The organism is Ekhidna sp. (assembly GCF_965227465.1).
Classification (GTDB): domain Bacteria; phylum Bacteroidota; class Bacteroidia; order Cytophagales; family Cyclobacteriaceae; genus Ekhidna.
On sequence record NZ_OZ245746.1, the window covers coordinates 1,584,214 to 1,609,183 of the forward strand.

Sequence of the window (24,970 nt, forward strand, 5' to 3'; positions counted from 1 at the left end):
TAATTACCTTATAACATGAAAAGATTTGAACAACTAAAATCAATGGTTGAATCACTTGAAGCTGATTTCGAAAAGTTCTACGATAAAAACAATAATGCCGCCGGTACTAGAGTTAGAAAAGGTATGCAGGACATGAAGAATCTTGCTCAAGAGATCAGACTAGAAGTTCAGGATATCAAGAACAAAGGATAATCGATTATTAATCGAACCGATAAAGAAATTAGGGAGCCATTTGGCTCCCTTTTTTGTTTTAATAACGATTTAAAATCTCCTGAAACAATTCTTCAAAGTTATTATCGGCTTTGAGGTAATTGTACTCCTTCCAGAATTCATTGGTATTTGCTGTTACCTGACGCTCTAGAATAGATTTAGATGCTAACTCCTCTTCAGGAGGTACAACTATGTTTTCTTTTTCTATTTCAGTTACTACAAAGTCCGCTTTAAAGGTTACAGGTTTGGTAATACCTTGTTTCGCTCTTCTCATCGTCCAGTTGATGTCGTATTTGGCGTGGCTTAAGTACCATTTACCCTCAATTAGTTGGTAATTGAGTTCATTTTCGTATTTGTCCATTGTACTCTTACCCAGACCTACGGCCATAGCAGCCATTCTAAGTTTATTAAATACTTTTTCAGGATTCTCTGGGCTTATTAGCTTTTTGTAAGAAATTTTTACGAAAGCCAGGGTCTCCGTATCCAGGAGGATTTTTCCTTCAAATAATTTTCCTTTTGCTTTCTTTTTTGGCTGAAAGCCTACGACAAATACTGCTCTTCCATTGTATGAGGTTGCATCTATGATCTTGTAAGAATGCTTTTTTAAGATTTTTTGATCTAATAGTGGATGTTCTTTCAAAAGTGAGCTAACAAATAAACTCGGAGGAGTTACTCCTATCTGCATTCCTCCAATGTCAGCAAAAAAGGAGGTATCTCTAGCAACTCTTCCTCTTAGAATCTTCATCGCATTCTCTTCCTCACCAATCAATCCATGTCGAAACATATCAAATGCATACTCTGTCATTTGAACATACTTTTCTGTTTCATCGCGAATCGTTGCTCGCCAAAAAGCCCTTAACTGCATTCCATGCTGATCATGATTTTTAGGGATGGCATCAATAGCTTCTTCTATAATTGACTTTTCATCTGAGCGAATAACCAATTCGGGTAATTGAGTAACGGTAGATTTAAGTTCGATGATTAGGTCTTTATCAGCGTCTATCGATGATACGAGAGTTGATTTTAACTCATAGCCAAGGTAGGAGGCAGAGAGCTTTTCCTGATTGTACTTAGCTGGGACGATGAGGTTGAAATCTCCATTCATGTTTGTGATCGTCCCATAGCTAGAGTTGAAAATGCCAACATGTGCGAATGCAAGTGGTTTGCCACTAACTTCATCAATCACCTTTCCCACAATCCTTTTTGATTCTTGAGCGTTGGTAGAGATGGTACTAAAAAGCGTAACAATCAGGAATAGTATTTTTCGCATAGTCTGACATTTAATAATCTAAGACAATGCTTAATGCATTATCATTTCATTATTAATGATCAGATGTGGTAAAAGGTTGCTTCTGGGTGAGAGTAAATGTTAGATATTTCGTGGTGGCGTTGATTCAAAGTATTCCTTCCACTTTTTTACCAACGAATCTGAAGCATCAAATAAAGGTGGCTTTACCGTCCTTTTACAAAGACCTAATGCCTCTAATCCAGCTTTTAAAGAGCTCGGATTTCCTTCCTCAGAAAGCATATTGTAGGCAGACTTTAGCTCTTCATTCATTTTTTTAGCACCCAGAAAATCTAGATTGAGTGCGGTGTTTACCATGTTGGTAAAAGCGCCAGGCATAATATTTCCAATAACAGAAATAACCCCTTCACCACCCATTTTGATAATATCATAAGCCAATGCATCGTCTCCTGAGAGAAGCATGAAATCATCAGGTTTATTCTTCGCTATTTTTTTACATTGTTGCAAATCCCCCGAAGCTTCCTTCATCGCAATGATATTGGGATGTTTTGCCAATGCTAATGTTGTTGATGCTTCCATATTAGAAGCTGTGCGTGACGGAACATTATACAAAATGATTGGATGTGGGAAAGCATCACCAAGCAGCTGATAGTGTCGAATTATTCCTTTTTGGGAAGGTTTATTGTAATAGGGGCTTGCGGATAATATTGCCGCAAGATTAAATGCTTTTAGATCTTTGGATTTCTCAATTAGATCAAACGTATCGTTACCCCCGTGTCCAAATACTACAGGCATGCTTCCATTGAAGTGATCAAGTACAAATTGAAGAATTTTTAACTTTTCTAACCAACTTATTACCGGTGATTCACCAGTGGTGCCCTGCACGACAACATAGTCCGCCTTTCCATTTTTAATGTGGTTTAGTAGCTTTTTAAGTGATTGATAATCAGTAGTATAATCATCATTCATTGGCGTTACTAATGCAACACCTGTGCCCTTTAATTCTTCCTTCATCAATGGATCATTTTAAGGTATCGGACGATATTTGCAATTGCTTTCGGCTTGCTTTCATCCATCTTTAACGATAGTTGTAACAAGTCGTAATACTGATCAGTTTCAAACCCTACTTTGCAAGTGGCTTTACTTAGTGCAAGGACATATTTAAAATTGATGTTTTCTGATGTGTCCAGGGAAATCAGGAAATCAAATGAGCGGTTGATGAATTTAGAAAGATTAGCTTTTCTAATTGTACCCGTTCCTGAAATATCCTTTTTATGAAATATGAATTTTTCGTCTGTGGGCTTTTCAACAAAGCCAATTTTCTCCACTTCTTTCCCGTCAGTGGTAAGTAACTCTTCGAGTTTCCCAATCGATTCCGGGTTAAATTCATCAACATTATATAATATCCCGATTGAAGAAGCTTCAGCATACGTGCAATTTTCCTTAGTGGCAATGGTTGGCTTGCCTTTATAATTAAGGAATAGGTTTTTAATCATTTTGTAAAAGTTCTCTAAATGATGACTCGTCCAAAATAGTAATTCCCAACGAATCAGCTTTTTCTTTCTTTGCCGGCCCCATGTTTTCGCCGGCTACAAGGTAATTGGTTTTTGATGAAATACTGCTTGAAATCTTACCCCCTTGTTGCTTAATTACATTCTTCAATTCGTCTCTACCAAACGTTTCAAACACACCTGAAACTACGAATGTAAGGCCTTTGAAGGCATCACCCGTTCCTTCTTTTTTTTCAACTTCAAACGATAATCCTGCACTTTTGAGTCCTTCAATCATTTTCATGTTTTCCGGATCATTAAAATAGGCGACAACACTCTCAGCTATCCGATCTCCGATTTCATGCACAGCAACTATTTCTTCAAAAGACGCACTCTTTAGACGATCAATTGTCACAAAATGTTGAGCTAATTTTTCAGCGACGGTCTTGCCAACATATCGAATTCCAAGTCCGAATAAAACACGTTCAAACGGAATTTTTTTTGAATTTTCAATGGACTCAATAATGTTATGAGCGGATTTTTCCTTGATTGATCGTTTTGTAACTTCTCCGGACGTATCATCAACTTCTTCAAACTGTAAATTATTGATGTCTTCAAATGAAAGGTGATACAAATCAGCCAGATTTTTAATAAGACCTTTGGTTAGAAACCCTTTTATCGTCCGTGGACCGAGAGATTCAATATTCATGGCATTTCTGCTGATAAAGTGCTCAATCCTTCCCAATACCTGTGGCGGGCAGGTCTCCTTGTTTGGACAATAATGTTGAGCTTCACCTTCCTTACGGATGAGTGCTGTTTTGCACTCCGGACACTCAGAGATATAAATCACCTTTTTAGCATCATTCGACCGGCTATTCGTATTTACACCGGTAATTTTTGGGATTATTTCTCCGCCTTTCTCCACGTTAACACTATCACCTATGCGGACATCAAGTCTTTCTATCTCATTGGCATTGTGCAAGGATGCACGTTTAACAGTAGTGCCAGCAAGCAATACAGGCTCCAATTCGGCCACAGGTGTTATTGCTCCGGTTCTTCCAACTTGATACGTAATATCATTTAAGGTAGTGATTGCAGACTCTGCTTTAAACTTGAAAGAGATAGCCCATCTGGGATTTTTGGCGGTGAAACCTAACTCTGATTGTTGTGAGATGCTATTGACTTTAATGACAATCCCATCAGTCTCAACACTTAATTCATGTCTTTTTTGATCCCATAGATTTATGTAATCAAACACCTCATCTATCGTTTGACACTTTTGATAGGTCTGAGATACATTAAACCCAGATTGCTCCAAAAAGTGAAGGGACTCTTCATGCGTACCAAAGGTATTCAGGTCATCCAGATAAGAGTACAAATAGCAATCTAGTTTTCTGCTGGAAACAATTGCTGAGTCCTGCATTTTTAGCGTGCCGGATGTCGTATTTCGTGCGTTTGCATACAAAGTAAGTGGAGCTTTACCCTCAGCTTCTCTTTGCTCATTTTCAATGCTTACTTGTTCGTTAAGCTTGGAAAATTGTTTTTTTGGCATAAAAACCTCTCCTCGAACTTCAAAAGAAGCCGGGTAATTCTTCGTATTAATTTTTAACGGAATGGTTCTTATTGTCTTAACATTTGCAGTTATATCATCACCCTTAGTTCCATCACCTCGTGTTATCGCTTTGTCTAAGATGCCATTCTCGTACTTCAAACTGATAGCCACCCCATCAAATTTTAACTCACAGATATATTCATAATCATTGGTTCCAAGTCCTTTCTTAATCCTCCCATCAAAATCTGTGAGTTCCTCTTTCGAGTAAGTATTACCCAAGGATAGCATGGGATAGGTATGAACAATTGTCTCAAAATCCTTCGTGATATCACCTCCAACCCGAGTGGTAGGAGAGTGGCTTAATTTAAATTCTGGATATTGCTTTTCTAGTCCTTCAAGTTCTTTGAGTAAATTATCAAAGTCAAAGTCTGATATAGTTGGCTCACTTTTCTGGTAATACAGGTAATTGTGGTGATTGAGCTCCTCAGTGAGCTTTTCTATCCTGATTTTTGCCTCCTCTTTTTTCATCAAAAACAAATCTATTCCATTCACGGAGAATCTCTAGGATTTTTTGCTAAGTCTGATTCATCACTCTAATTTCGAGTCTTAATGACAAGGACTGTGGATAAGAAAGTATATATAATTCAACATGCACTAGAGCTGTTCGCTAAAAATGGTCTGGCGGATACATCTGTTGATCGTATAGCATCTTATGCTAAAGTCAGTAAAAAAACAATCTATTTTCATTTCAGATCAAAGGAAACTCTGATTAAGGAAGCATTCAGTTGGAAGATGTCGGGAGTTTCTAAAGCCGTTGATGAAGTAATTGAGATGGATTTGCCCGCAATTGATAAAATGGGCAGGTACTTATATGTTATTTGCGATAGAATAAGCGATATTTCAATAAAAGCCTTTTACGACTTATCTCAGTTAAGAAGTCTCTCAAAAAATGCAGCAAATGAGTACATGAAAAGAGCGGTTTTCATTCGTTTCAACAAACTTTTGGAGCAAGTGAAGGCTGAAGGCTATTTCAAGCCAGGTACTGAAATAGGCAGTTCATTGATGACTTATTGGAATATGCTGAGCCCCTACCTTTTTATGGACCTAAAAAAGGATGTGCCTAATGAATTAAAAAATGCCATCTCTCTTAGTGATATATTGCGAAAGCAACTAATCAGTCTCTATAAAGGGTTTTTAACTCAGGACGGCATTGAAAAGTTAGATATTATTATTAACGATGTGAATTTAAGCCAGCACGCTGATTTGAATTAATATCTTTGCCTAATGTCCCAGCAATTCGAAGAACACCTTCAGTCGAACACCATATTTTCGATAGTTTCAGCTGTCAGTAAAAGTCTTGGATTTCCTGCTTACGTGATAGGTGGATATGTGAGAGATTTGATTCTGAAGCGTCCATCAAAAGATATCGATTTTGTCTGTGTTGGTAGTGGGATAAAACTCGCAACAGAAGTAGCTAAGCAGTTAGGAAATGAAGCTAAACTATCCGTTTTCAAAAACTTTGGCACAGCTGCCATTCATTTTAATGGATATGAATATGAATTTGTAGGGGCCAGAAAGGAATCATATCGAGAAGAATCCAGGAATCCAACAGTGGAAAATGGAACTTTAGCGGATGACCAAAATAGACGTGATTTTACGATTAATGCGATGGCGATCAGCTTAAGTGAAGAATCTTACGGTGAGTTGCTTGATCCGTTTAATGGTTCTGAAGATTTGCGCAATATGATTATTCGTACCCCTTTAGAGCCAGGAATTACTTTTTCGGATGACCCGTTACGCATGTTGAGAGCTATTCGGTTTGCAACCCAGCTTCATTTTGATGTTGAGCCCGATACTTTTCAGGGCATTATTGATCATGTAGATCGTATTAAGATCATCTCTCAGGAGCGAATAAGCGAAGAACTCAATAAAATCATTCTGGCAGATAAACCCTCCTATGGCTTTCAACTACTGTTCCATTCAGGATTGTTGAAGTTGATTTTTCCGGAGATGGTAGACCTGCATGGAGTAGAAAAGATTAACGGAAAGGGTCATAAGGATAATTTTTTTCATACACTTCAAGTACTTGACAATATCTGTGGTATGACAGATAACCTATGGTTGAGATGGTCTGCTATATTGCATGACATAGCAAAACCTGCTACACAACGCTTTAATGAAAAGGTAGGATGGACCTTTCATGGTCATGAGGATCTTGGGGCAAAATGGGTTCCCAAAATATTCAAGCGTATGAAACTCCCACTTGATGATCGGATGCGATACGTACAAAAGCTAGTTAAGCTACATTTAAGGCCTATAGCTTTGGTTAATGACCGGGTAACTGATTCTGCGATTCGGCGAATGGTATTTGAGGCCGGGGAGGATGTCAATGACCTGATGACACTTTGTAAAGCAGATGTAACCTCTAAAAACCCTGAAAGAGTTAAGAAATATCAAGCCAATTTTAAGAAAGTTGAGAAAAAGATCCGCGAGGTAGAGGAGCGGGATAAAGTCATGAACTTTAATCCACCCGTTTCAGGAGAACAAATAATTGAAGCGTTTGATATTAAACCATCAAAACTGATTGGTGACATAAAAAATGAAATAAAAGAGGCGATTCTCAATGGAAGCATCAAAAATGAAGAAAAAGAAGCCTTCATTTTTATGTTAAAAATTGGTAAAAAACATGGTTTAACACCAAGAGAAAAATACCTTTCCGCCTCTAAAGACAAATAACTATGTTTGCACGCCTATTGGCTAATCTTATAACTATGAAAAAAATATTTTTTGGTGTATTCATCATTGGATCAGGTTTGTTGAACGCCCAAAGTTTAGAAAAAGCACCTGGCGATTCTATTCCGTGGGAACTAAGAAAGCAAGCTTTCATTTATAACACTGCAAAAATGTTTAGTGATCCTGTAGTCGCGAGAACAGCACTTTACAATTTATTGTCAGAAAATCCGGGAAATGTTGCTCTTTACGATTCTCTTGCCATTTTATATCTGCAATACAATCAAAATGCTTCTGCTGCACTGGTAGCTCAACAAGCGCTCCAATTAGACCCTCAAAATCAATTCGCAATGGAAATAGCTGCTACAGGTTTTGATAAGCTTGGAGCAAAAGACAGAGCTTTGAATAATTACGAAAAGCTTTACCTGGCGAATGGAGATATTAATACACTTTACAAGGTATCGTTTCTTCAATTTGAATTGAAAAGATATGCTGAAGCGGGGACTTCATTGGATATAATCATTGAGGATCCTCAATCTGAGAGTATTACTATTCGATTTCCTACAGCAGATGGTAATGGACAAGATGTACCGCTAAAGGTGGCAGCTCATCGAGTGAAAGCAATGATCATTCAGGATAAAGGTGATGTGGAAGGAGCAAAAGCCAAATATTTAGAGGTACTAGGAATGCATCCAGGGTTCCAAATTGTTCAACAGCAGTTAAGGGAATTAACAAAACCTAAATCAGGAGAGTAGGTTCTACTCTTCTGCCAAATTCTTAAGCCGCTCCAACCATCCAAGAAGCTCATCATACACCTTTTGATGATTCTGAGCTAATATGACCATAGTACCCTGGAAAGAGGCACTTAGTGTAGCAATAGTCTGTCCTTCATCGGCCTCCAGATTCCAAACATAGATTCTTTTCACCATTTTGGCTTTACTGGTCCATGAAAGGGTAGAAGGTTTGGTTAATGCCTGGATTTGAGATACACCATGGGTTCTGCCCTGGGTCCATTTGAAAATCGTGCCTTCAGCTACTTCACCTTCCAATGTGACTTTTTTAATATCAGGATTCCAGGATGGCCAATCTTCAATCTTGATTAGGATATCCCATACTTTTTCAAGATCAGCGTTAATGATCGTAGAGTGAGAGTCACGAATACTTGCGTTTTCGTTTATTCTACCTTTTTTAGCAAGTTCATTAAGCTTTTTCATTCATATTTCTTATAGGCTTCTAAAGCTAAGTTATTCAACTTCCGAAATTTCTTCTTCATTTTTTACATCCTTCTTGAGTAAACCGGAGGTCATAATAAGACTAGTCACTATGATAATGAACAATAAGATACCTGATTTAAAGTCCTCGAAGAAATATTCCTCAGGAATCGAATAAAATAGAAGCAAGGTGATAAGCCCTCGTGGAGCAATTGCAATCGCTCTTTTAAGATTTTTATGCTTATAAGGTAAGAATGAAAGGAATCGTGTGATATATATAATAATCAGGATAATAGCACTGACAATCGCTACCTTAATATCCAACAAAGCTGTCAATGCAATTGAAAAACCAAAAATGACGAAAAAGAAGGTTCTTACAACGAATGCAGATTCGATTGTAATCATTAAAAAAGTTTCCCGAATGTTTTCTATTGCTAATGGACGCAAATACTTCTTCAGTCTACCTACAAAAAACAACTTATAGTTATTTAATATCAACCCAAATACCAGAATGATTAGCAGTGAGGATAAGTGCATCAACTTACCGATACTGAAGAGCAGAAAAAGCACTCCAATCATCAGAAATAACTTCACCTTAGTTTCTAAATTCTGAAATACATAAATGAGTATATAAGAGAGGATCACAGATAACAGGATAGTTACGGCCAGACCAAATGAGAAGTCTCCTAAGGCCACTATATTGCTGCTTGCATTCCCCAACTGCACTAAAAAGTAGAAAATCATAATCCCTAGAATGTCGGAAAATGTACTTTCATAAATATGAAATTCTTCATCCTTTTCATTTAGGTTAACAACAGAGGGTATTACTATAGCACTGCTCAATATTGATAAGGGAGTTGCATAAATAAGTGCGGTAAACCAATCCATGTTATCAAATGATAGAGAAAGGATACCAGCAATTGAAAACATGCAGAGTAACAAGCCTGAAAGGGCTATAAAGAAAGATTTTGAAATTAGCTTTAGCTTATCTTTCGCAATCTTGAGCTCTAAAGCAGCTTCCAGTACGATCAGAATTAGCCCTAGTGTACCAAGGACCTCCAAAATCCGAATACGGGTAAATATTTCGAGTATCCGTTCTTTCTCAATTCCAAATAATCCAATTAATTCACGACCAACTATACCGAGTAAAATCAAGAGTAAAACAGAAGGAATATTTGATTTTTCCGAAAAACGGTTAAATAGATAAGAAAGTATGATTATCAGTGAGGCTGCAATGATTATATAATACTCCATTTTTGATGATTAGATTGACGAAATTAATAATTGAAACTTTGTGAATGAGTGAAGGAACTAAATGATTTCATTAGAAGTTAGATTTGCCGACTTAATTAGTGATTAATATGGAGAAAGCGACATTTGGATCGGGTTGTTTTTGGTGCACTGAGGCTATGTTTCAGCGGCTCAAAGGTGTTTATAATGTAAAGTCCGGATATTCAGGTGGAGAAAGTAATAATCCAACCTACAGGGAGGTTTGCTCCGGCCAATCCGGCCATGCAGAAGTCATTCAGTTGGAATTCGATCCAGAAATTATCTCATATAAAGACCTGCTAGAGGTATTTTGGAAAACGCATGATCCAACCACACTCAATAGACAAGGGAATGATGTTGGATCACAATACCGATCTGTTGTTTTTTATCACAACGAAGAACAAAAGGAGTTAGCTGAGGCCTACAAGCATAAGTTGGATACCTCCGATATATGGAACGATCCAATCGTTACCGAAATAAGTCCTTTAGAAACTTTTTATCCAGCTGAGGTTGATCACGATGATTATTATAATCAGAATAGTAGTCAGCCTTATTGTGCGTTTGTTGTAGCACCAAAGGTTGCAAAGTTAAAGAAGATCTTTGCTGATAAGCTAGCTTAATTGTAATGCTTACTTAGGTGATGAACATGTACCCGAATCTTGTCTACTCTGGCCGTTACATGTTTAACGTACTTATAAAGCTCTGTCTCTAAAAGATAGACTTGTCCAGAATAAGAGTTAATTCCTACATCATTTGCGGTAGCTTCCGAATCTTTTTCGATTTCACGCATCGCCTTACATTCTTCATTCATGAAGTGAACAAAGCTTTTTGTGTCGTATTCTTCTTCAAACTTCTTTATGTCTTTTAGTGTTTTCTTCACCTCTTTATCAGTTGAGGTTCTAGACAACTTTATAAGCACACCATACAGCACTGTATCATAATGGTGGATTTGATCCAGAAGCATTAAAATTTTTGAACGATATTCTGTATCGGAGCATAGTTGTTGCAATCCCGCATAGGTCGAAAGCTTGTCCGCTTCAAGATCCCAATCGTAGGTGATTTGATCTACTTTTTCATCTAACCGTTCCTCCTGCGACCACAGCAGCAATGGAAAGATAAATATTGCACTAGCTAAAATAGTTTTCATTATCTATGTTTATATAGCTGGTTTATCAAATTTCGAACCAAATTAATTATCAAATGCTAAGTTAAATAGCAAATCATATATACTTTCTACGTATAAAGCCTGATTTTTGAATGACTGTTTATACAACTTATACCTATAATACGATGATACGAGGAATATATTTTTTATTGATTATTGCGAGTTGTGCTTCTGTAGACCAAGCAGCTGTGGAAGTTATTACCGCCGAAAAGTTGCTCGAATTGCAACAGGAGGGAGTTCTTGTCTTCGATATAAGAACGCCCGACGAGTACAAAAGTGGTCATATACCCAATGTAATTCACGTCAATTATTTTGATAAAGACTTTATAGATCAAATGAGAAAGCATAATCAAAATGAAGCTATTGTGATACATTGCGCGAGTGGTCGTAGGAGCTCAAATGCTGCGAAGAAGTTAATAGAAGCTGGTTTTGTCCGGGTATACGATTATGGTGGTGGATTTAATGATTGGAGCGCAAAAGGATTAAGCATTGAAAAATAGTTGTGTAACAGGTAAAAGGTGCTTTTCTGATGAGGCATTAGCGGTAGAAGCCTTGATTCAACATCATATTATAAATGATTACAAGGGTGGTCAGGGACCTGTCAATGTTTATCAGTGCATAGACTGTGGGAATTGGCATTTCACCTCAAAGGGTCCCAGAAATGCTTTTTTCGAAGATGATTCAGTGATTAAAAGAATAGAAAATGAACGAAGGGGTCTGTCTTGGGAAAGAAAACTAAGGTAAAAAAAGAACCGCTTCGTTGGGCCGAAGCGGTTCGGATCCAACGTTTTTATTATGAGAAGATTAATAATTAGTGATGAATCCTGATGCAAATAGAACGAATTTTATTGAAATAGTTATATTATTTTACATTAACGGTTATTAAATAATTTTAGCATATGAACCAAGACGAAGTATTAAAGCGATTAAAAGAGGGAAATGAGCGTTTTGCCTCAAACAATTTAAATGGAAACCTTCAGGATGATAAGAGAAGGTCTGAGCTGGTAGGAGGCCAGGCACCATGGGCCATTGTTCTAAGCTGTGCGGATAGCAGAGTGGTACCTGAAGTAGCTTTTGACACTGGTTTGGGTGAACTTTTTGTCCTTCGCGTGGCAGGAAATATAGCAAATACAGATACTATAGCTAGTATTGAATATGCGGTTGCTCATTTAGGGACAGGTGTTATTGTAGTGATGGGGCATGAGAGCTGTGGCGCAGTTGGAGCAGCTTTAGCAGGGGGCGATAATGGGTATAACCTGAATCACTTACTGGCACAAATAGCGCCGGCAAAAGCCCAGGCTGGAAGCACTGACGTAAATGTAGTTGTAAAAAAGAATGCTGAACTTTCCGCGAAGGACCTGTACGATAGGTCTTCGATTATTAAAGTAGCTGTTGACGAAGGTAAACTGAAAATTGTGACAGCTTTTTATAATTTGGGTAGCGGCAAGGTTGATTTTCTGTAGCTTTTGACAGAACATAAAGAGTTCACTTATGATGGTGAACTCTTTAATTTTCCATTTTTCTTTCATTCAGGTCAATGATAATAAATTTGATTTTTTGCATGTCATTGATCAGTTCGTTCATTCGAGTCCTCTCCATATCAACCTTTTCTTTTTCCTGAAAGCTTTTGGTGATCTCTTTTTCAACGGCCATAAAAGTGTCGATCGATTTCGACAGGTGTCTGACCAGATTCTTGGTATGATAAAGCCTTTGATAAAATTCCGTCAACATCCTGTTATGTTTAGTATAATATTCAAGTGGTGGTGTTTTTTGATTAATACTCGCCAGCAACACTTCAAAATCAGCAATTGATTTCTTATCTATCTCATTAAGTCTGGGCAGGTAGGAGGTATTCATATACTCCTTAAGTGCTATTAAGGCAATAATTAACTCCTGCTCAGAAGAAAGTATATGTGCTTGTATTTTTCGCTTTTTGGTAGGATTTAGTCCGTTAATGTTGCTTGGCAATATCCCACTAACCAACCCCCCAAGTCCAAATATTCCACTGATAGTTTCAGTGGTTCCTTTTAGTGCACGATAAATACTAAAGCCATTGGGAATCAAGAGATAATAATTTTGGATGTATTTGTCTATAAACTTTGCATACACGAGGATACTGTCAGGTATTTGCATGGACGCCTCATATTCATTTATAGAGGAAATTATGGTGGCAATTCGCAATGAATCTGAGCTATGGAGTGAGCTCTCCAGATTTTTAGCTTCCAGATTCAGGTCTGCAACACGGACATTTAATTGTTGAAAATACCTTGGGTGATTGGTAATTGCTTCAAAGTAATTGTGAGACATCTTCAATTGACTTTTGCTTAGTGGTGCACACGAAAATGTTGCTAAAGAACCTAGAAGGATAAATAACCGAAACTTCATCCTTTAAATCTCACAACTATTTAGGTAATATGCGATTATCCCAATAAAACTTTTATGAGGGTGGTCGATGTTTTACCTTTGCTCTTCTTTAAAAAACCAAAAATCGACAAGAAGTTATCTTCTTTCTAAGAACCAAAAAAGTCACCGTTGAGCTATTTCCACATCTCCTAAAAGAAAGGAGTGTTCTGTGATTTTTGATATAGCAATATTTGCTATTTACGTCGTTTTGGTTTTTCTCGTAGGACTCCATTTCTATCGTAAAAATAAAACCAGTGATGATTACTATGTAGCAGGTCGAAACATCTCCAGTTGGCACATTGGGTTATCTGTAGTAGCTACAGATGTTGGAGGAGGCTTTTCCATTGGTTTGGGAGGATTAGGCTTTACCATGGGACTCTCAGGTTCCTGGCTGCTTTTCACCGGACTAATTGGTGCATGGATGGCGGCTGTGTTACTAATTCCTAAAGTATACGCCCTTCCGGGAATTAAACGTTTAACTACCCTCCCTCAGATATTTGAGTTTTTCTACGGGAAACAGGTAGCTATCCTGGCTGGACTTATCACTACCATAGGATACCTTGGATTTACAAGTTCTCAGATAATTGCTGGGGCTAAACTTGCCTCCGGAACTTTTGTGGATTTTTCCTTTACTCATGCTGTGCTGGTCATGGGCATTGTGGCTATCGGATATACCATATTAGGAGGCCTGAAGGCTGTTATTTACACAGATACCTTTCAGTGGATCATTCTGATGGCGGGCTTATTATTTGCGGGTATACCTTTTGCCTATAATGCCATTGGTGGCTGGGATGCTATCAATATGACTCTTGATGATGATTTTCTAACACTGTCAAATCTGACATGGAAAGATTTGATTAATTGGTCGGTAACAATCATTCCTATCTGGTTTGTTGGCATGACCTTATATCAGCGAATATTTGCAAGTAGAGGTGAAAAACAAGCCAAGAAAGCCTGGTTTATTGCAGGTCTATTCGAGTGGCCAATGATGGCTTTTTTAGGTGTGATATTGGGATTATTTAGCAGGGTAGCTTATGAACAAGGGATTTTTGAAGTTGTCGGCTTTGCTGCTTTTACGGCCATGGACCCTGAATTAGGATTACCTCTTTTACTCCGAACTGTACTCCCGCATGGATTGATGGGGTTAGTATTGGCTGCCTACTTTTCAGCCGTGATGTCAACAGCAGATAGCTGCCTGATGGCTTGTTCGGGTTCTTTTATTACTGATATTTTACGATTTAAGGATGAAGGAAGTACTGCAATGGACAAAAAATCTTTAAAGGCCTCCCAAGCTGCTACATTAACTTTAGGGATTATAGCGTTAGTAATCGCCCTATTTCTTGAAAACGTGCTTGAAGCGATGCTTTTCTCCTATGCATTTATGGTATCCGGGCTATTCGTCCCTATTGTGGGAGCTTTTTATTGGAAAAAGGCATCTAAGATTGGTGCTTTTGCAGCTATGATCACAGGCGGGTTGGTTACAACGTGTCTTACGCTCCTAAATATTAAATGGTTTGGACTAGATCCCAACCTTTACGGAATTATATGTGCACTAATTGTATTTATAAGCTTTGGATTAATTAAAAATGTTAAAAATGGATATAGCAATTAAAAAATATGCTCCGGCACAAACGGTGGGGCTATACGAAAAAGAAGAAATAGTAAGCTTTCTCCATCGGTTTTTAGATGAGTTTGGCGACCCAAAAGAAGACATTAGAAAGTGTATAGAATACGCTTTGAACGCAGGAAAACATCCCGGTGGATTAATTCTTTCTGCATGGGATGGAGATACAATTGTAGGAGCTACAATAATTAACAAGACTGGCATGGAAGGCTATATCCCGGAAAACATTCTCGTATACATTGCTACGCATTCGGAATACCGGGGAAAGGGCGTTGGAAGGCAACTCATGGAGAGGGCCTTTAAAGAAACAGAAGGGGATATTGCACTACATGTTGAGCCAGATAATCCGGCAAAAAAGCTATATGAAAAACTTGGGTTTACGAATAAGTATTTAGAAATGAGATGGAAAAGATCATGATAAATGATTTAATCGATTTTAGAAGAGAGCTTCATATGCATCCTGAAGTATCAGGGAATGAATTTCAGACTCAAGGTAGAATTATTTCGTTTTTGAAAACGCTTGGTATCGAGGGGAAGGAAATTGGAGGTACAGGCGTATTTGTTGTCTTTGATTCTGGGAACGAGGGTAAGACCATCATGTTGAGATCTGATCATGATGCGCTTCCTATTCAGGAAATAAATTCATTTGAACATCAGTCGATTTATGATGGTGTTTCACACAAATGTGGGCATGATGGGCACACCGCTATTATGTGTGGAGTTGCTAAGCATTTTAATGAAAACCCAATTGAAAGAGGTAAGATCATACTGATGTTTCAGCCTGCTGAAGAAAATGGGGAAGGGGCAAAAGCCATTTTAGTGGATGAGCAATTTGAATTTCAACCTGATTTGGTCTTTGCATTGCATAACCTTCCCGGATACCCACTCAATAAGGTTGTTTATAAAGAAGGAAATTTCACGCCAGCTGTTAAGAGTATCATTGTGAAGCTTGACGGAAAAACAGCGCATGCTGCTGAACCTGAATTAGGAATTAATCCTGCGGCAACCATTTCAGAACTAATTGCAATGTTTGATGAGGTAAGTCAACCAGATCTGGAAAGGGATGATTTTGCACTTACTACGCCTATTTACATACATATGGGTGAACTTTCATATGGTGTGTCAGCGGGACATGGAGAGATTCACTATACGTTGAGAACGTGGAGTAGTGAAGTTATGAATGAGTTGACTGAAAGAATTTTGAATAGAATTGATGACATAGCAGCAAAACACCAAATTTCTACCTCCATAAGTTGGACAGAGGAGTTTGATTCTAATAAAAATGATCCAAAAGCAGTTGACTATGTAAGTCAGGCTATTTCAGCGAATTCATTGGATTCTGAGATGAGGGAGTGGCCATTCAAATGGGGTGAAGATTTTGGATTATTCACTCAAAGATTTCCGGGTGCTATGTTTGGCATTGGTTCCGGTGAAAATTGTCCTGCGCTTCATAATCCTGATTATGATTTTCCGGATGAGATCATTGGAACAGGAATTAAAATGTTTACATCAATAGCACAAAAAGCAATAAATGAATAGTCCTTCTTACATAGAGCTGAGTCAACAGGCTTATGAAAATAACCTTCAATTCCTAAGGTCTTATATAAACGAGGGAACAAGGATTTCTTCGGTTGTGAAAGGGAACGCTTATGGCCATGGGATCATCGATTTTGTGCCGATGGCGGAATCTCTTGGCATTGACCACTTTTCTGTTCACAGTGCTGATGAAGCAATGGAGGTTCTAGAGGCGCGAAATAATTCCTCCACTGATATTATGATCATGGGGTATATTTCCAATGAAGATATTGAGTGGGCCATAGCGAATGATATTTCTTTTTTTGTATTTGAATTTGATCGCTTAGAAACTGCAGCAAAAACGGCCAAAATGATTGGAAAAAAGGCTCAGGTTCATGTTGAACTTGAGACCGGAATGAATCGGACTGGATTTGATCAAGAAGAGCTTAATAAGCTCATTTCGATGCTGAAAGATTATCAGGAAAATCTAATAGTAGCAGGGGTTTGCACGCACTACGCTGGAGCAGAGAGCATTGCCAATTACATTCGGGTGGAAGAGCAGAAGAAAAATTACAAACACATGGTTCAATTAATGGTTGATAATGGAATTGAACCGAAGATGCGGCATTCCTGTTGTTCTGCAGCCTCGATTCGGCTGCCGGATATGCATGACGATATGGTTAGAATTGGAATACTTCAATATGGATTTTGGCCAAGCAGAGAGATATTTATCGAATTTCTAAAGGGTAGAGAGGATAAAACGGAACCACTTCGAAGGCTAATTACCTGGAAAAGCACGGTCATGAGCGTGAAAAATGTGGAGATGGGTGAGTTTATTGGGTATGGAACTACATTTTTAGCTCAAAAAGACATGAAGATTGCGATTGTTCCCATTGGTTATTCGCATGGGTTTAGCCGTTCTCTGAGTAATACCGGAAGAGTGTTGATCAATGGGATCAGAACGTCAGTGATAGGGATGGTGAATATGAATAACCTCGCCATAGATGTTTCTGAACTCGAAGAGGTACAAAAAGGTGATGAGGTAACGTTGATCGGAAGAAATGGAGATATTGAAATTAGCGTGTCCTCATTCAGCGAGTTAAGCGACCAACTTAACTATGAACTATTGACAAGGTTACCATTGAAAATACCACGTGTAATAAAACAGTAATGGCATTTATAGAACTATATAAAGACAAACTGAAGAACAATTACCAGTTCCTTGATAAACTGTTCAAAGAAAATAATATAGCATGGGCAGTGGTATCTAAACTACTGTGTGGCAATGAAAAATATCTAAAAGAGGTTATTGACCTGGGTACCAAGGAAATATGTGATTCCAGAATCAGCAATCTTGAACAGGTAAAAAAGCTAGACCCTACGGTTCAAACGGTCTACATTAAGCCTCCTGCCAAACGGAGTATCCATCGCCTGGTGAAATATGCGGATGCCAGCTTTAATACCGAATTCAAAACTATCAAGTGGATTTCAGATGAGGCGGTAAAGCAGAACAAGAAACACAAAGTGATCATTATGATCGAGTTAGGTGATTTGAGAGAAGGTGTGATGGGGGATCATTTGATGGATTTTTATGAATCCGTTTTCAACTTACCGAATATTGAAGTTACCGGAATTGGAGCTAATCTGAATTGCCTTTATGGCGTGATGCCCTCTGAAGATAAACTCATACAACTATCTCTTTATGAGCAACTTATAGAGGCTAAGTTCAATCAAAAAATACCTTGGGTCACTGGAGGTACTTCTGTTGTGGTTCCTTTGATTTTTAAGAAACAAATTCCTGATGGAATCAATCACTTTCGAATCGGTGAAATGTTATTTTTTGGCCTGGACCTGTTTACACAGGAGACCGTGCCTGGCATGGAAAGTGACGTTTTTAGATTACACTCAGAAATTATAGAAATAACCGAAAAGCCACGTGTGCCAATTGGCTATATGGATTCGAATCCATCTGGGGAAACCTTCGAAATAAATGAGGAAGACTATGGAAAAATGTCATACCGTGCCATTCTTGATATTGGTCTCTTGGATGTCTCTGAAGACTTTTTAATACCTGAGGATGAATCAATTAAAATAACTGGGGCAAGCTCCGACATGCTGATTGTAGATTTAGGGGAGTCTAGTGAAAAGTACAAGGTCGGTGATCTTATTTCATTCAAACTCAAGTACATGGGTGCATTGGGAATTTTCAACTCCGACTATATTGAAAAACGAGTCGTCTGATATTAGCTTAATTGTTGATATTTTTGCAGGCAAACGCCTAACCAATGTCTTCAGAATTTCAGCAAAAAAAGCTCGGATACTTTTTCCGCATTCTTGACCTAAATAGCAATGGGAGTCTTCAAATGGATGATTTTACCGAAATGGTAGAAAAAGTCCGGGTCCGACTCGATTACGAGCCTGGTAGTAAAGAACATACCCGAATAACAAATAAAGCAGTCAAGCTTTTCAATTCTCTCGTCAAAGACATCAAGCCATTCAGCTTCAATCAGGTAACGGAAGAGGAATGGATTGGCTTTTTCATTAAGAAGGTGATTCTTTCAGGTGATGAAGATACGCTTGACGATTACAAAGAGTTGATTTTCAATTTCATGTTTGACTTTTTTGATCAAAACAGGGATGGGTTCATCTCTAAGAAAGAATATGAAGACTTCTATGACATTTTTGGAATCGACCGCACTTTCAGCGATAAAGCGTTCAGCTTACTAGATAAAACCCAAAGCTACAAACTCTCCAGGTACGATCTTATGAATGCAGTTGAGGAGTTTTTAGCTTCTGATGACACCACTGTACCTGGGAACTGGATTTTTGGAAACTGGGAATCAGAGCCGCATGTAGCTGATCTCTAATTTAGTCTGTTGATAATGCCATCATCCACCAAATTCGGGATTGTCACCTTCAACTCCGGGGTACGCTCCATCTCTCGTTTAATTGCAAATATTGCCTCATCATTTCGCGCCCAGCTTCTTCTGGCGATTCCATTGTTTACATCATAAAACAACATGGATTTTAGTCTGCGATCTGCTTCGTCCGATCCGTCGAGCAACATTCCAAATCCACCATTAATTACCTCGCCCCAGCCAACACCTCCACCATTGTGGATGGATACCCAGGTAGCACCTCGAAAACTATCACCAATCACATTTTGGATGGCCATATCAGCAGTGTATCTACTGCCGTCATAGATGTTGCTTGTCTCACGATAAGGTGAATCAGTACCACTTACATCATGATGGTCTCTTCCGAGCACAATGGGTGCAGAGATATCGCCATCCTTGATCGCCTTGTTAAATGCTTCTGCAATCTTTGATCTGCCCTCCGCATCAGCGTAAAGAATACGTGCCTGTGAACCTACAACTAGTTTATTATTCTCAGCTTCCTCAATCCAGCGAATGTTATCCTGCATCTGTTGCTGTATCTCAGTAGGGGAGTTTGACTTAATCACTCTCATCACATCCAATGCAATCTGATCTGACTTTCTCAGGTCTTCTGCTTTGCCTGATGTACACACCCACCGAAACGGACCAAACCCATAATCAAAGCACATGGGCCCGAGGATGTCCTGTACATAGGAAGGATACTTAAAATCGATTCCATTTTCAGCTAGTACTTCTCCACCAGCTCGGGAAGCTTCCAATAAAAATGCGTTCCCGTAATCAAAGAAATAAGTACCTCTCTCAGCATGTTTATTCACGGCAGAGGCATGTCTCCTGAGCGATTCTTGTACATGTTCTTTGAATTTATCCGGGTTGTTACGGATCAAGCCATTCGATTCTTCAAAACTTAAACCGACCGGGTAGTAACCGCCAGACCATGGATTATGCAAGGAAGTTTGATCTGACCCCAATTCAATGAGGATATTTTCATCATAAAATCGCTCCCAGATATCCACTACATTTCCAACAAAGGCAATAGAAACAACTTCTTTATTTTGTTTCGCCCTTTTTACCCGATCAACCAACTGATCCATCTCTTCAATGATCTCGTCAACCCATCCTTGGTCATGTCGTTTATGCGCAGCACTTGGATTTACTTCTGCACATACAGTTACACATCCGGCAATGTTGCCGGCCTTTGGTTGAGCCCCGCTCATGCCTCCTAACCCGGCAGTTAAGAAGATTTTTCCTGCAGGAGATACACCAGGCCCCAGTTTCTTTCTAAAGGCATTCATCACCGTAATGGTAGTACCGTGAACAATTCCTTGAGGCCCTATATACATGTAAGATCCTGCGGTCATCTGACCATATTGGGTGACTCCAAGTGCATTGAATCTCTCCCAGTCATCCGGCTGTGAATAGTTAGGGATCATCATGCCATTAGTTACAACTACACGTGGTGCATCTTTATGAGAGGGGAATAGTCCCATGGGATGACCGGAGTATATGTGTAAAGTCTGCTCATCAGTCATAGTGGATAAGTATTGCATGGTAAGCAGGTATTGAGCCCAGTTTTGAAAAACTGCACCATTACCGCCATAAGTAATGAGCTCTTCTGGGTGTTGAGCAACTGCCGGATCCAGATTGTTTTGGATCATAAGCATGATCCCAGCGGCTTGTCTGGATGTAGCTGGATACTCATCAATTGGCCTGGCATACATGTTATACTCAGGGATCAATCGATACATGTAGATCCGGCCAAAATCATTTAACTCTTGAAAGAACTCGGCGGCCAGCTCCTCGTGCCAGGAAGCTGGAAAGTACCGTAATGCGTTTCTTAAGGCCAGCTTCTTTTCATCAGGGGTAAGAATATCCTTTCGTTTCGGAGCTCTATTTACGCCCTCTTTTAATGCTCTTTTGACAGGAAGTTTGTCTGGAATTCCCTGCAATATTTGTTCTTGGAATGTCATAAGCACCTCTAATTAGTATTGGTCAAAGTCTGAACTGAAATCCGTCTGAAGTGATACCGAATTCTTTTTGGCCGATTCCAGTGCCACATTGATTAACTCTTTGTTCTTAATCATTTCGATAGCAGTTTCCATGATTTCATTCATCACTCCATCCTTTGTTATATGCTCGATTTTTGATCTAATATGATCGTGAATGGCAGCCATCACTTTGCTAGACTTCAGAGGTCTGTGAAAGTCCAAAGCCTGAGCTGCACAGAAGATTTCTACTCCAATGATTTTTTCTACATTTTCTACCACTCTCAATGCTTTCCTGGCACCAATGGACCCCATACTTACATGATCCTCCTGACCCAAAGAGGTAGGAATACTATCAGCGCTTGCAGGAAAACAGAGTCCTTTATTTTCACTTACTAAAGCAGCAGTGGTATACTGAGGAATCATGAAGCCGGAGTTGGTACCTGTTTCCTTCAGCAAAAGCTTGGGAACCCCTGGTGTATCTCCTTCTAGTGATAAATAAATTCGTCTATCTGATATATTGCCAACTTCTGCAGCCGCTAAACATGCATAATCCATGGGTAACGCCATGGGTTGACCATGAAAATTACCACCACTTATGGTATGTTCTTCGCTAAATACGATTGGATTATCCGTGACTGAATTAATTTCAATCTCAAGCATCTCCTTCACATGAAGCCAGGCATTTCTGGATGCGCCATGAACCTGAGGCATGCACCTGAGCGAATAGGGGTCTTGCACTCTTGCACAATTGGTATGCGAGTGAACGATTTCTGATCCATCCAGCAGATTGCTGATAAATGAGGCGACATGCCGACTCCCTTTATAAGCCCTTACATCGTGCAACTCAGGCGAAAAAGGTTTGACAGATGCAAGCAAACCTTCTACCATCATAGCACCTGATATGTCTGCATGAACCAATACATTTTGTAGCTTTTCAACCACTTTTACCGCGTGAGCAGCGATAAATTGTGTCCCGTTTATTAGGCCAAGTCCTTCCTTTGCTCCAAGTTCAATCGCAGGAAGTCCAGTTGACTTCATCCAATCTTTGGTTTCGATAAACTCATTATTCACGCTTACTTTTCCAAGGCCTATTAAGGGCAGAAAAAGATGAGACAATGGCGCTAAATCTCCAGAGGCTCCAACCGATCCCTGCTCAGGAACTAAAGGAATAATATCATTATCAATGTGGTAGATGATTCGATCAATTGTTGTCTCCTGAACGCCGGAAAATCCTTTTGCCAACGCATGGACTTTTAGGATCAGCATCAACTTAGCGATCTCGTTATTTATTGGTTGACCAAGACCAACCGCATGACTCATTAACAGATTCTTTTGAAGCGTGCTTGTTTCCTCCTTGGAAATACGGGTTGTACAAAGAGGGCCAAAGCCTGTATTGATGCCATAGACGGCTTTATCACCCTCAGCTATTTTCTTGACATGAGAAGCACTGGCTCTGATCGACTCTCGAGATTGATCGGAAAGAATTCCTTTCAATTCTCCATTAGCAATCGAAAGGGCTTTGCCAACCGTTAAATGATCTTCTCCATAATGGAACATATGCGCTTGATTTACTTTCCTGAAAGTTGTTGATGCAACAAAGTTAATCGGTTAAGAGAAGGAAAAAATAGTCAGAAAATAAAAAACCGGATGGTCCTGGACCATCCGGCGTTTTTTAGTAACCTAATCCATCTCGTATGAAGAGGATTATTAACAGGTATAACTGAGGTTAGTGTGAATTGTTACACGCTTTTTTACAATAGATCTTACCAGATTCCTAAAAAAAAAGCTCCTGGGCTAATCTATACGTATTGGCGTGTGCTTCCAGAATGTCTTTAATTTCTTTTGAATAACCACCACCCATGGAAGCTACAATGGGGATTTGATGTCTTTTTGCCTCCGATAGCACAAGTTTATCTCTGCTACGACACCCATTTATTGATAACCCTAGCCGCCCCAGTTTATCTGTAGCCAACACATCTACACCAGATTGGAAAAATATAAAATCTGGTTGCACCTCATCCAACAACTTTTTTAAGTGATTGTCAAGTAAGTTTAGGTAGGTCGAATCGTCAGTTCCGTCTTTTAGCGGAACATCTAAATCAGACTGTTCCTTCTGAAGGGGATAGTTGTGTTCTCCGTGCATGCTGAAAGTGAATACTTTTGTTTCATTCTTAAAAATTTCGGCAGTGCCATTCCCCTGATGGACATCCAGATCAACGACCAGAATTTGTTTCGCTTTATTTGAATCAATTAAATACCTGGAAGCGATGGCAATGTCATTGAGTAAACAAAAGCCCTCTGCTCGGTCTGTAAATGCATGGTGAGTACCACCAGCAATATTCATAGCGACTCCATATGATAAGGCATAATCAGCACACTGAATGGTTCCCGCATTGATGGTGACTTCTCTTTTCACAAGTTCTTTAGTAATCGGAAACCCACTTCTGCGTTCTTCTTGTCGAGTAAAATCTAGTGTTTGTAATTTCTTCCAGTAGGATGATTCATGTACCGCAAGAATTTCTTCGGTAGTTAGTTCTCGTGGTGCAAATAGGTTATTCTGTTTAATAGTACCTTCATGTAGAAGTTGTTCCGGGAGCAGGTCATATTTTTCCATTGGAAATCGGTGGCCATCTGGCAATGGGTGATTATATATTTCAGACCAGGCAACCTTTAACATATCCGCTTAACATATTTTTTTTCGTAATGTTTGTTCCTATTATCTTGTAAGCTTATACAAACTATTTGCGTATGCCAAGACTTACCGTTGAGCGATCTATAAAGATTAATGCACCAGCCGAGGTGGTGTATTCTGCACTTAATGATTTCAATAAATGGATTAAATGGTCCCCCTGGCTAATCATAGATCCGGATGCTGAAGTTGATGTAGCAGCTGATGCGAAATCCTATACATGGAAAGGAGATCGAGTAGGCGAAGGCAATATGAAAGTAAGAGAAGAGGAACCAAATAAATATATCGTCTTTGATCTGAATTTTTTGAAGCCTTGGAAGTCCGTGAGTTCAACAAAATTTGTACTCAATCGAGAAAATGACGGCACTGAAGTAACATGGTCGATGGATAGCACACTCCCATTTTTCATTTTTTGGATGAAGAAAATGATGACTGCTTATGTGGGAGCTGATTATGAACGTGGCTTGGACATGCTGAAAGCATATGTTGAAGAAGGAGAAGTACTGTCTAAACTAGACTTTGAAGGTTTTTCTTCTTTTGATGGTGGTCATTGGATCGGGATTAAGACATCTTGCGGACTTGATACAATCGCAACTCAAATGGAGGCGGATTATGCCATACTGCGGGCATATGCTGATGGAAATATTGATGCTCCAGCTGGAAACTTCTTTACGATTTATCACAAGTGGGATATTATCAGAGATAGCGTAGCATATACAGCGGCAATGCCCGTCAGTGAAATACCGAAAACACTACCCGATAATTTGACATCCGGTCAAATCCCTTCCATTAAAGTCTATCGACTAAAACATACAGGTGCTTATAAGCATCTTGGGAATGCATGGAGTGCCGGCTATTCAATGATGCGAAATAAAGAATTTAAACACCTAAAAAAGGTAGATCCTTTTGAGGTTTATCATAATAATCCTCAAGAAACGAAAGAAAAAGATTTAGTAACCGTTCTACATTTTCCAGTCAAATAGC

Annotated in this window: 25 protein-coding genes; 14 read left to right on the forward strand and 11 right to left on the reverse strand. The window is 39.0% G+C overall.

Going from position 1 to position 24,970, the window contains the following annotated elements; translation table 11 throughout:
- The first annotated feature begins 15 nt into the window (after positions 1-15).
- Positions 16-192 carry a histone H1 gene (locus ACO05G_RS07010; protein WP_089355656.1) on the forward strand — a complete coding sequence of 59 codons (177 nt, stop codon included), beginning with the start codon at positions 16-18 and terminating at the stop codon, positions 190-192.
- A 58-nt stretch (positions 193-250) separates the two neighbouring features.
- Here the strand turns inward: ACO05G_RS07010 and ACO05G_RS07015 are convergent, their stop codons facing one another.
- The 4 genes from ACO05G_RS07015 to ligA all read right to left on the reverse strand — a co-directional run bounded on the left by ACO05G_RS07015 (position 251) and on the right by ligA (position 5,026).
- Complete coding sequence (locus tag ACO05G_RS07015; protein ID WP_421765310.1) at positions 251-1,480, reverse strand: carboxypeptidase-like regulatory domain-containing protein; 1,230 nt, start codon at positions 1,478-1,480, stop codon at positions 251-253.
- A gap of 99 nt (positions 1,481-1,579) precedes the next feature.
- Positions 1,580-2,470, reverse strand: coding sequence for a 4-hydroxy-tetrahydrodipicolinate synthase (dapA, locus tag ACO05G_RS07020; protein ID WP_421765311.1), 891 nt, complete (start codon positions 2,468-2,470; stop codon positions 1,580-1,582).
- Positions 2,470-2,952: a DUF6913 domain-containing protein gene (locus tag ACO05G_RS07025; protein WP_421765312.1), complete on the reverse strand. Its 483-nt coding sequence runs from the start codon at positions 2,950-2,952 to the stop codon at positions 2,470-2,472. Before ACO05G_RS07025 ends, dapA begins: the two co-directional genes overlap by 1 nt.
- Positions 2,945-5,026: an NAD-dependent DNA ligase LigA gene (gene ligA / locus ACO05G_RS07030; RefSeq protein ID WP_421765313.1), complete on the reverse strand. Its 2,082-nt coding sequence runs from the start codon at positions 5,024-5,026 to the stop codon at positions 2,945-2,947. Before ligA ends, ACO05G_RS07025 begins: the two co-directional genes overlap by 8 nt.
- Positions 5,027-5,107: 81 nt before the next feature.
- On the opposite strand from ligA, the gene ACO05G_RS07035 reads away from it, so the two are divergent.
- Genes ACO05G_RS07035 through ACO05G_RS07045 form a run of 3 tightly spaced genes read left to right on the forward strand, consistent with a single transcriptional unit; the run spans position 5,108 to position 7,983 of the window.
- On the forward strand, positions 5,108-5,770 hold the full coding sequence (locus ACO05G_RS07035) for a TetR/AcrR family transcriptional regulator (protein ID WP_348282456.1): 663 nt from the start codon (positions 5,108-5,110) through the stop codon (positions 5,768-5,770).
- A 12-nt stretch (positions 5,771-5,782) separates the two neighbouring features.
- Positions 5,783-7,234, forward strand: coding sequence for a CCA tRNA nucleotidyltransferase (locus tag ACO05G_RS07040; protein WP_348282455.1), 1,452 nt, complete (start codon positions 5,783-5,785; stop codon positions 7,232-7,234).
- A 35-nt stretch (positions 7,235-7,269) separates the two neighbouring features.
- Positions 7,270-7,983 carry a tetratricopeptide repeat protein gene (locus tag ACO05G_RS07045; protein ID WP_421765314.1) on the forward strand — a complete coding sequence of 238 codons (714 nt, stop codon included), beginning with the start codon at positions 7,270-7,272 and terminating at the stop codon, positions 7,981-7,983.
- Between the two features lie 3 nt (positions 7,984-7,986).
- On the opposite strand, the gene ACO05G_RS07050 is transcribed toward ACO05G_RS07045, so the two are convergent.
- Positions 7,987-8,442: an SRPBCC family protein gene (locus tag ACO05G_RS07050; RefSeq protein ID WP_348282453.1), complete on the reverse strand. Its 456-nt coding sequence runs from the start codon at positions 8,440-8,442 to the stop codon at positions 7,987-7,989.
- Positions 8,443-8,472: 30 nt separating this feature from the next.
- Entirely contained in the window at positions 8,473-9,693 is a 1,221-nt protein-coding gene (locus ACO05G_RS07055) for a cation:proton antiporter (protein ID WP_421765315.1), read from the reverse strand.
- Between the two features lie 107 nt (positions 9,694-9,800).
- On the opposite strand from ACO05G_RS07055, the gene msrA reads away from it, so the two are divergent.
- On the forward strand, positions 9,801-10,328 hold the full coding sequence (gene msrA / locus ACO05G_RS07060; RefSeq protein ID WP_421765316.1) for a peptide-methionine (S)-S-oxide reductase MsrA: 528 nt from the start codon (positions 9,801-9,803) through the stop codon (positions 10,326-10,328).
- On the opposite strand, the gene ACO05G_RS07065 is transcribed toward msrA, so the two are convergent.
- The gene (locus ACO05G_RS07065) at positions 10,325-10,855 is read right to left on the reverse strand and encodes a hypothetical protein (protein WP_348282450.1); all 531 of its coding nucleotides are present in this window, start codon (positions 10,853-10,855) and stop codon (positions 10,325-10,327) included. The genes msrA and ACO05G_RS07065 overlap by 4 nt on opposite strands.
- 143 nt (positions 10,856-10,998) lie before the next feature.
- Between ACO05G_RS07065 and ACO05G_RS07070 the strand changes: the two genes are divergently transcribed.
- Positions 10,999-11,373, forward strand: coding sequence for a rhodanese-like domain-containing protein (locus ACO05G_RS07070; protein ID WP_421765317.1), 375 nt, complete (start codon positions 10,999-11,001; stop codon positions 11,371-11,373).
- 399 nt (positions 11,374-11,772) lie between these two features.
- Entirely contained in the window at positions 11,773-12,336 is a 564-nt protein-coding gene (locus ACO05G_RS07075) for a carbonic anhydrase (RefSeq protein ID WP_421765318.1), read from the forward strand.
- Between the two features lie 43 nt (positions 12,337-12,379).
- On the opposite strand, the gene ACO05G_RS07080 is transcribed toward ACO05G_RS07075, so the two are convergent.
- Complete coding sequence (locus ACO05G_RS07080) at positions 12,380-13,180, reverse strand: hypothetical protein (protein WP_421765319.1); 801 nt, start codon at positions 13,178-13,180, stop codon at positions 12,380-12,382.
- Between the two features lie 265 nt (positions 13,181-13,445).
- On the opposite strand from ACO05G_RS07080, the gene ACO05G_RS07085 reads away from it, so the two are divergent.
- Genes ACO05G_RS07085 through ACO05G_RS07110 form a run of 6 tightly spaced genes read left to right on the forward strand, consistent with a single transcriptional unit; the run spans position 13,446 to position 19,282 of the window.
- Positions 13,446-14,888, forward strand: a complete 1,443-nt coding sequence (locus tag ACO05G_RS07085) for a sodium:solute symporter family protein (protein WP_421765320.1) — start codon at positions 13,446-13,448, stop codon at positions 14,886-14,888.
- Positions 14,872-15,318: a GNAT family N-acetyltransferase gene (locus ACO05G_RS07090; protein WP_421765321.1), complete on the forward strand. Its 447-nt coding sequence runs from the start codon at positions 14,872-14,874 to the stop codon at positions 15,316-15,318. Before ACO05G_RS07085 ends, ACO05G_RS07090 begins: the two co-directional genes overlap by 17 nt.
- On the forward strand, positions 15,303-16,439 hold the full coding sequence (locus tag ACO05G_RS07095; protein WP_421765322.1) for an amidohydrolase: 1,137 nt from the start codon (positions 15,303-15,305) through the stop codon (positions 16,437-16,439). The genes ACO05G_RS07090 and ACO05G_RS07095 overlap by 16 nt, the downstream gene beginning before the upstream one ends.
- Positions 16,432-17,586: an alanine racemase gene (alr, locus tag ACO05G_RS07100; protein WP_421765323.1), complete on the forward strand. Its 1,155-nt coding sequence runs from the start codon at positions 16,432-16,434 to the stop codon at positions 17,584-17,586. The genes ACO05G_RS07095 and alr overlap by 8 nt, the downstream gene beginning before the upstream one ends.
- Positions 17,586-18,656, forward strand: coding sequence for an alanine racemase (locus ACO05G_RS07105; protein ID WP_421765324.1), 1,071 nt, complete (start codon positions 17,586-17,588; stop codon positions 18,654-18,656). Before alr ends, ACO05G_RS07105 begins: the two co-directional genes overlap by 1 nt.
- A gap of 44 nt (positions 18,657-18,700) precedes the next feature.
- Complete coding sequence (locus tag ACO05G_RS07110) at positions 18,701-19,282, forward strand: EF-hand domain-containing protein (RefSeq protein ID WP_421765325.1); 582 nt, start codon at positions 18,701-18,703, stop codon at positions 19,280-19,282.
- Here the strand turns inward: ACO05G_RS07110 and ACO05G_RS07115 are convergent.
- The 3 genes from ACO05G_RS07115 to ACO05G_RS07125 form a co-directional block, all read right to left on the reverse strand.
- On the reverse strand, positions 19,279-21,279 hold the full coding sequence (locus ACO05G_RS07115; RefSeq protein WP_421765326.1) for a urocanate hydratase: 2,001 nt from the start codon (positions 21,277-21,279) through the stop codon (positions 19,279-19,281). The two genes, ACO05G_RS07110 and ACO05G_RS07115, sit on opposite strands and share 4 nt — an antisense overlap.
- Positions 21,280-21,291: 12 nt before the next feature.
- On the reverse strand, positions 21,292-22,854 hold the full coding sequence (gene hutH / locus ACO05G_RS07120; protein WP_421765327.1) for a histidine ammonia-lyase: 1,563 nt from the start codon (positions 22,852-22,854) through the stop codon (positions 21,292-21,294).
- Between the two features lie 217 nt (positions 22,855-23,071).
- Entirely contained in the window at positions 23,072-23,974 is a 903-nt protein-coding gene (locus tag ACO05G_RS07125) for a histone deacetylase (protein ID WP_421765328.1), read from the reverse strand.
- Between the two features lie 71 nt (positions 23,975-24,045).
- On the opposite strand from ACO05G_RS07125, the gene ACO05G_RS07130 reads away from it, so the two are divergent.
- Positions 24,046-24,969, forward strand: coding sequence for an SRPBCC family protein (locus ACO05G_RS07130; protein WP_421765329.1), 924 nt, complete (start codon positions 24,046-24,048; stop codon positions 24,967-24,969).
- The last annotated feature ends 1 nt before the right edge of the window (position 24,970 follow it).

Coding starts and splice junctions, on each gene's coding strand:
- ACO05G_RS07115 (WP_421765326.1), bottom strand. CDS start 21,279: ATGACATTCCAAGAACAAATATTGCAGGGAATTCCAGACAAACTTCCT.
- ACO05G_RS07010 (WP_089355656.1), top strand. CDS start 16: ATGAAAAGATTTGAACAACTAAAATCAATGGTTGAATCACTTGAAGCT.
- ACO05G_RS07080 (WP_421765319.1), bottom strand. CDS start 13,180: ATGTCTCACAATTACTTTGAAGCAATTACCAATCACCCAAGGTATTTT.
- ACO05G_RS07045 (WP_421765314.1), top strand. CDS start 7,270: ATGAAAAAAATATTTTTTGGTGTATTCATCATTGGATCAGGTTTGTTG.
- ACO05G_RS07040 (WP_348282455.1), top strand. CDS start 5,783: ATGTCCCAGCAATTCGAAGAACACCTTCAGTCGAACACCATATTTTCG.
- ACO05G_RS07075 (WP_421765318.1), top strand. CDS start 11,773: ATGAACCAAGACGAAGTATTAAAGCGATTAAAAGAGGGAAATGAGCGT.
- ACO05G_RS07090 (WP_421765321.1), top strand. CDS start 14,872: ATGGATATAGCAATTAAAAAATATGCTCCGGCACAAACGGTGGGGCTA.
- ACO05G_RS07095 (WP_421765322.1), top strand. CDS start 15,303: ATGGAAAAGATCATGATAAATGATTTAATCGATTTTAGAAGAGAGCTT.
- dapA (WP_421765311.1), bottom strand. CDS start 2,470: ATGAAGGAAGAATTAAAGGGCACAGGTGTTGCATTAGTAACGCCAATG.
- ACO05G_RS07070 (WP_421765317.1), top strand. CDS start 10,999: ATGATACGAGGAATATATTTTTTATTGATTATTGCGAGTTGTGCTTCT.
- ACO05G_RS07105 (WP_421765324.1), top strand. CDS start 17,586: ATGGCATTTATAGAACTATATAAAGACAAACTGAAGAACAATTACCAG.
- ACO05G_RS07025 (WP_421765312.1), bottom strand. CDS start 2,952: ATGATTAAAAACCTATTCCTTAATTATAAAGGCAAGCCAACCATTGCC.
- ACO05G_RS07055 (WP_421765315.1), bottom strand. CDS start 9,693: ATGGAGTATTATATAATCATTGCAGCCTCACTGATAATCATACTTTCT.
- hutH (WP_421765327.1), bottom strand. CDS start 22,854: ATGTTCCATTATGGAGAAGATCATTTAACGGTTGGCAAAGCCCTTTCG.
- ACO05G_RS07050 (WP_348282453.1), bottom strand. CDS start 8,442: ATGAAAAAGCTTAATGAACTTGCTAAAAAAGGTAGAATAAACGAAAAC.
- ACO05G_RS07125 (WP_421765328.1), bottom strand. CDS start 23,974: ATGTTAAAGGTTGCCTGGTCTGAAATATATAATCACCCATTGCCAGAT.
- ACO05G_RS07110 (WP_421765325.1), top strand. CDS start 18,701: ATGTCTTCAGAATTTCAGCAAAAAAAGCTCGGATACTTTTTCCGCATT.
- ACO05G_RS07130 (WP_421765329.1), top strand. CDS start 24,046: ATGCCAAGACTTACCGTTGAGCGATCTATAAAGATTAATGCACCAGCC.
- ACO05G_RS07065 (WP_348282450.1), bottom strand. CDS start 10,855: ATGAAAACTATTTTAGCTAGTGCAATATTTATCTTTCCATTGCTGCTG.
- ligA (WP_421765313.1), bottom strand. CDS start 5,026: ATGAAAAAAGAGGAGGCAAAAATCAGGATAGAAAAGCTCACTGAGGAG.
- alr (WP_421765323.1), top strand. CDS start 16,432: ATGAATAGTCCTTCTTACATAGAGCTGAGTCAACAGGCTTATGAAAAT.
- ACO05G_RS07035 (WP_348282456.1), top strand. CDS start 5,108: ATGACAAGGACTGTGGATAAGAAAGTATATATAATTCAACATGCACTA.
- ACO05G_RS07015 (WP_421765310.1), bottom strand. CDS start 1,480: ATGCGAAAAATACTATTCCTGATTGTTACGCTTTTTAGTACCATCTCT.
- msrA (WP_421765316.1), top strand. CDS start 9,801: ATGGAGAAAGCGACATTTGGATCGGGTTGTTTTTGGTGCACTGAGGCT.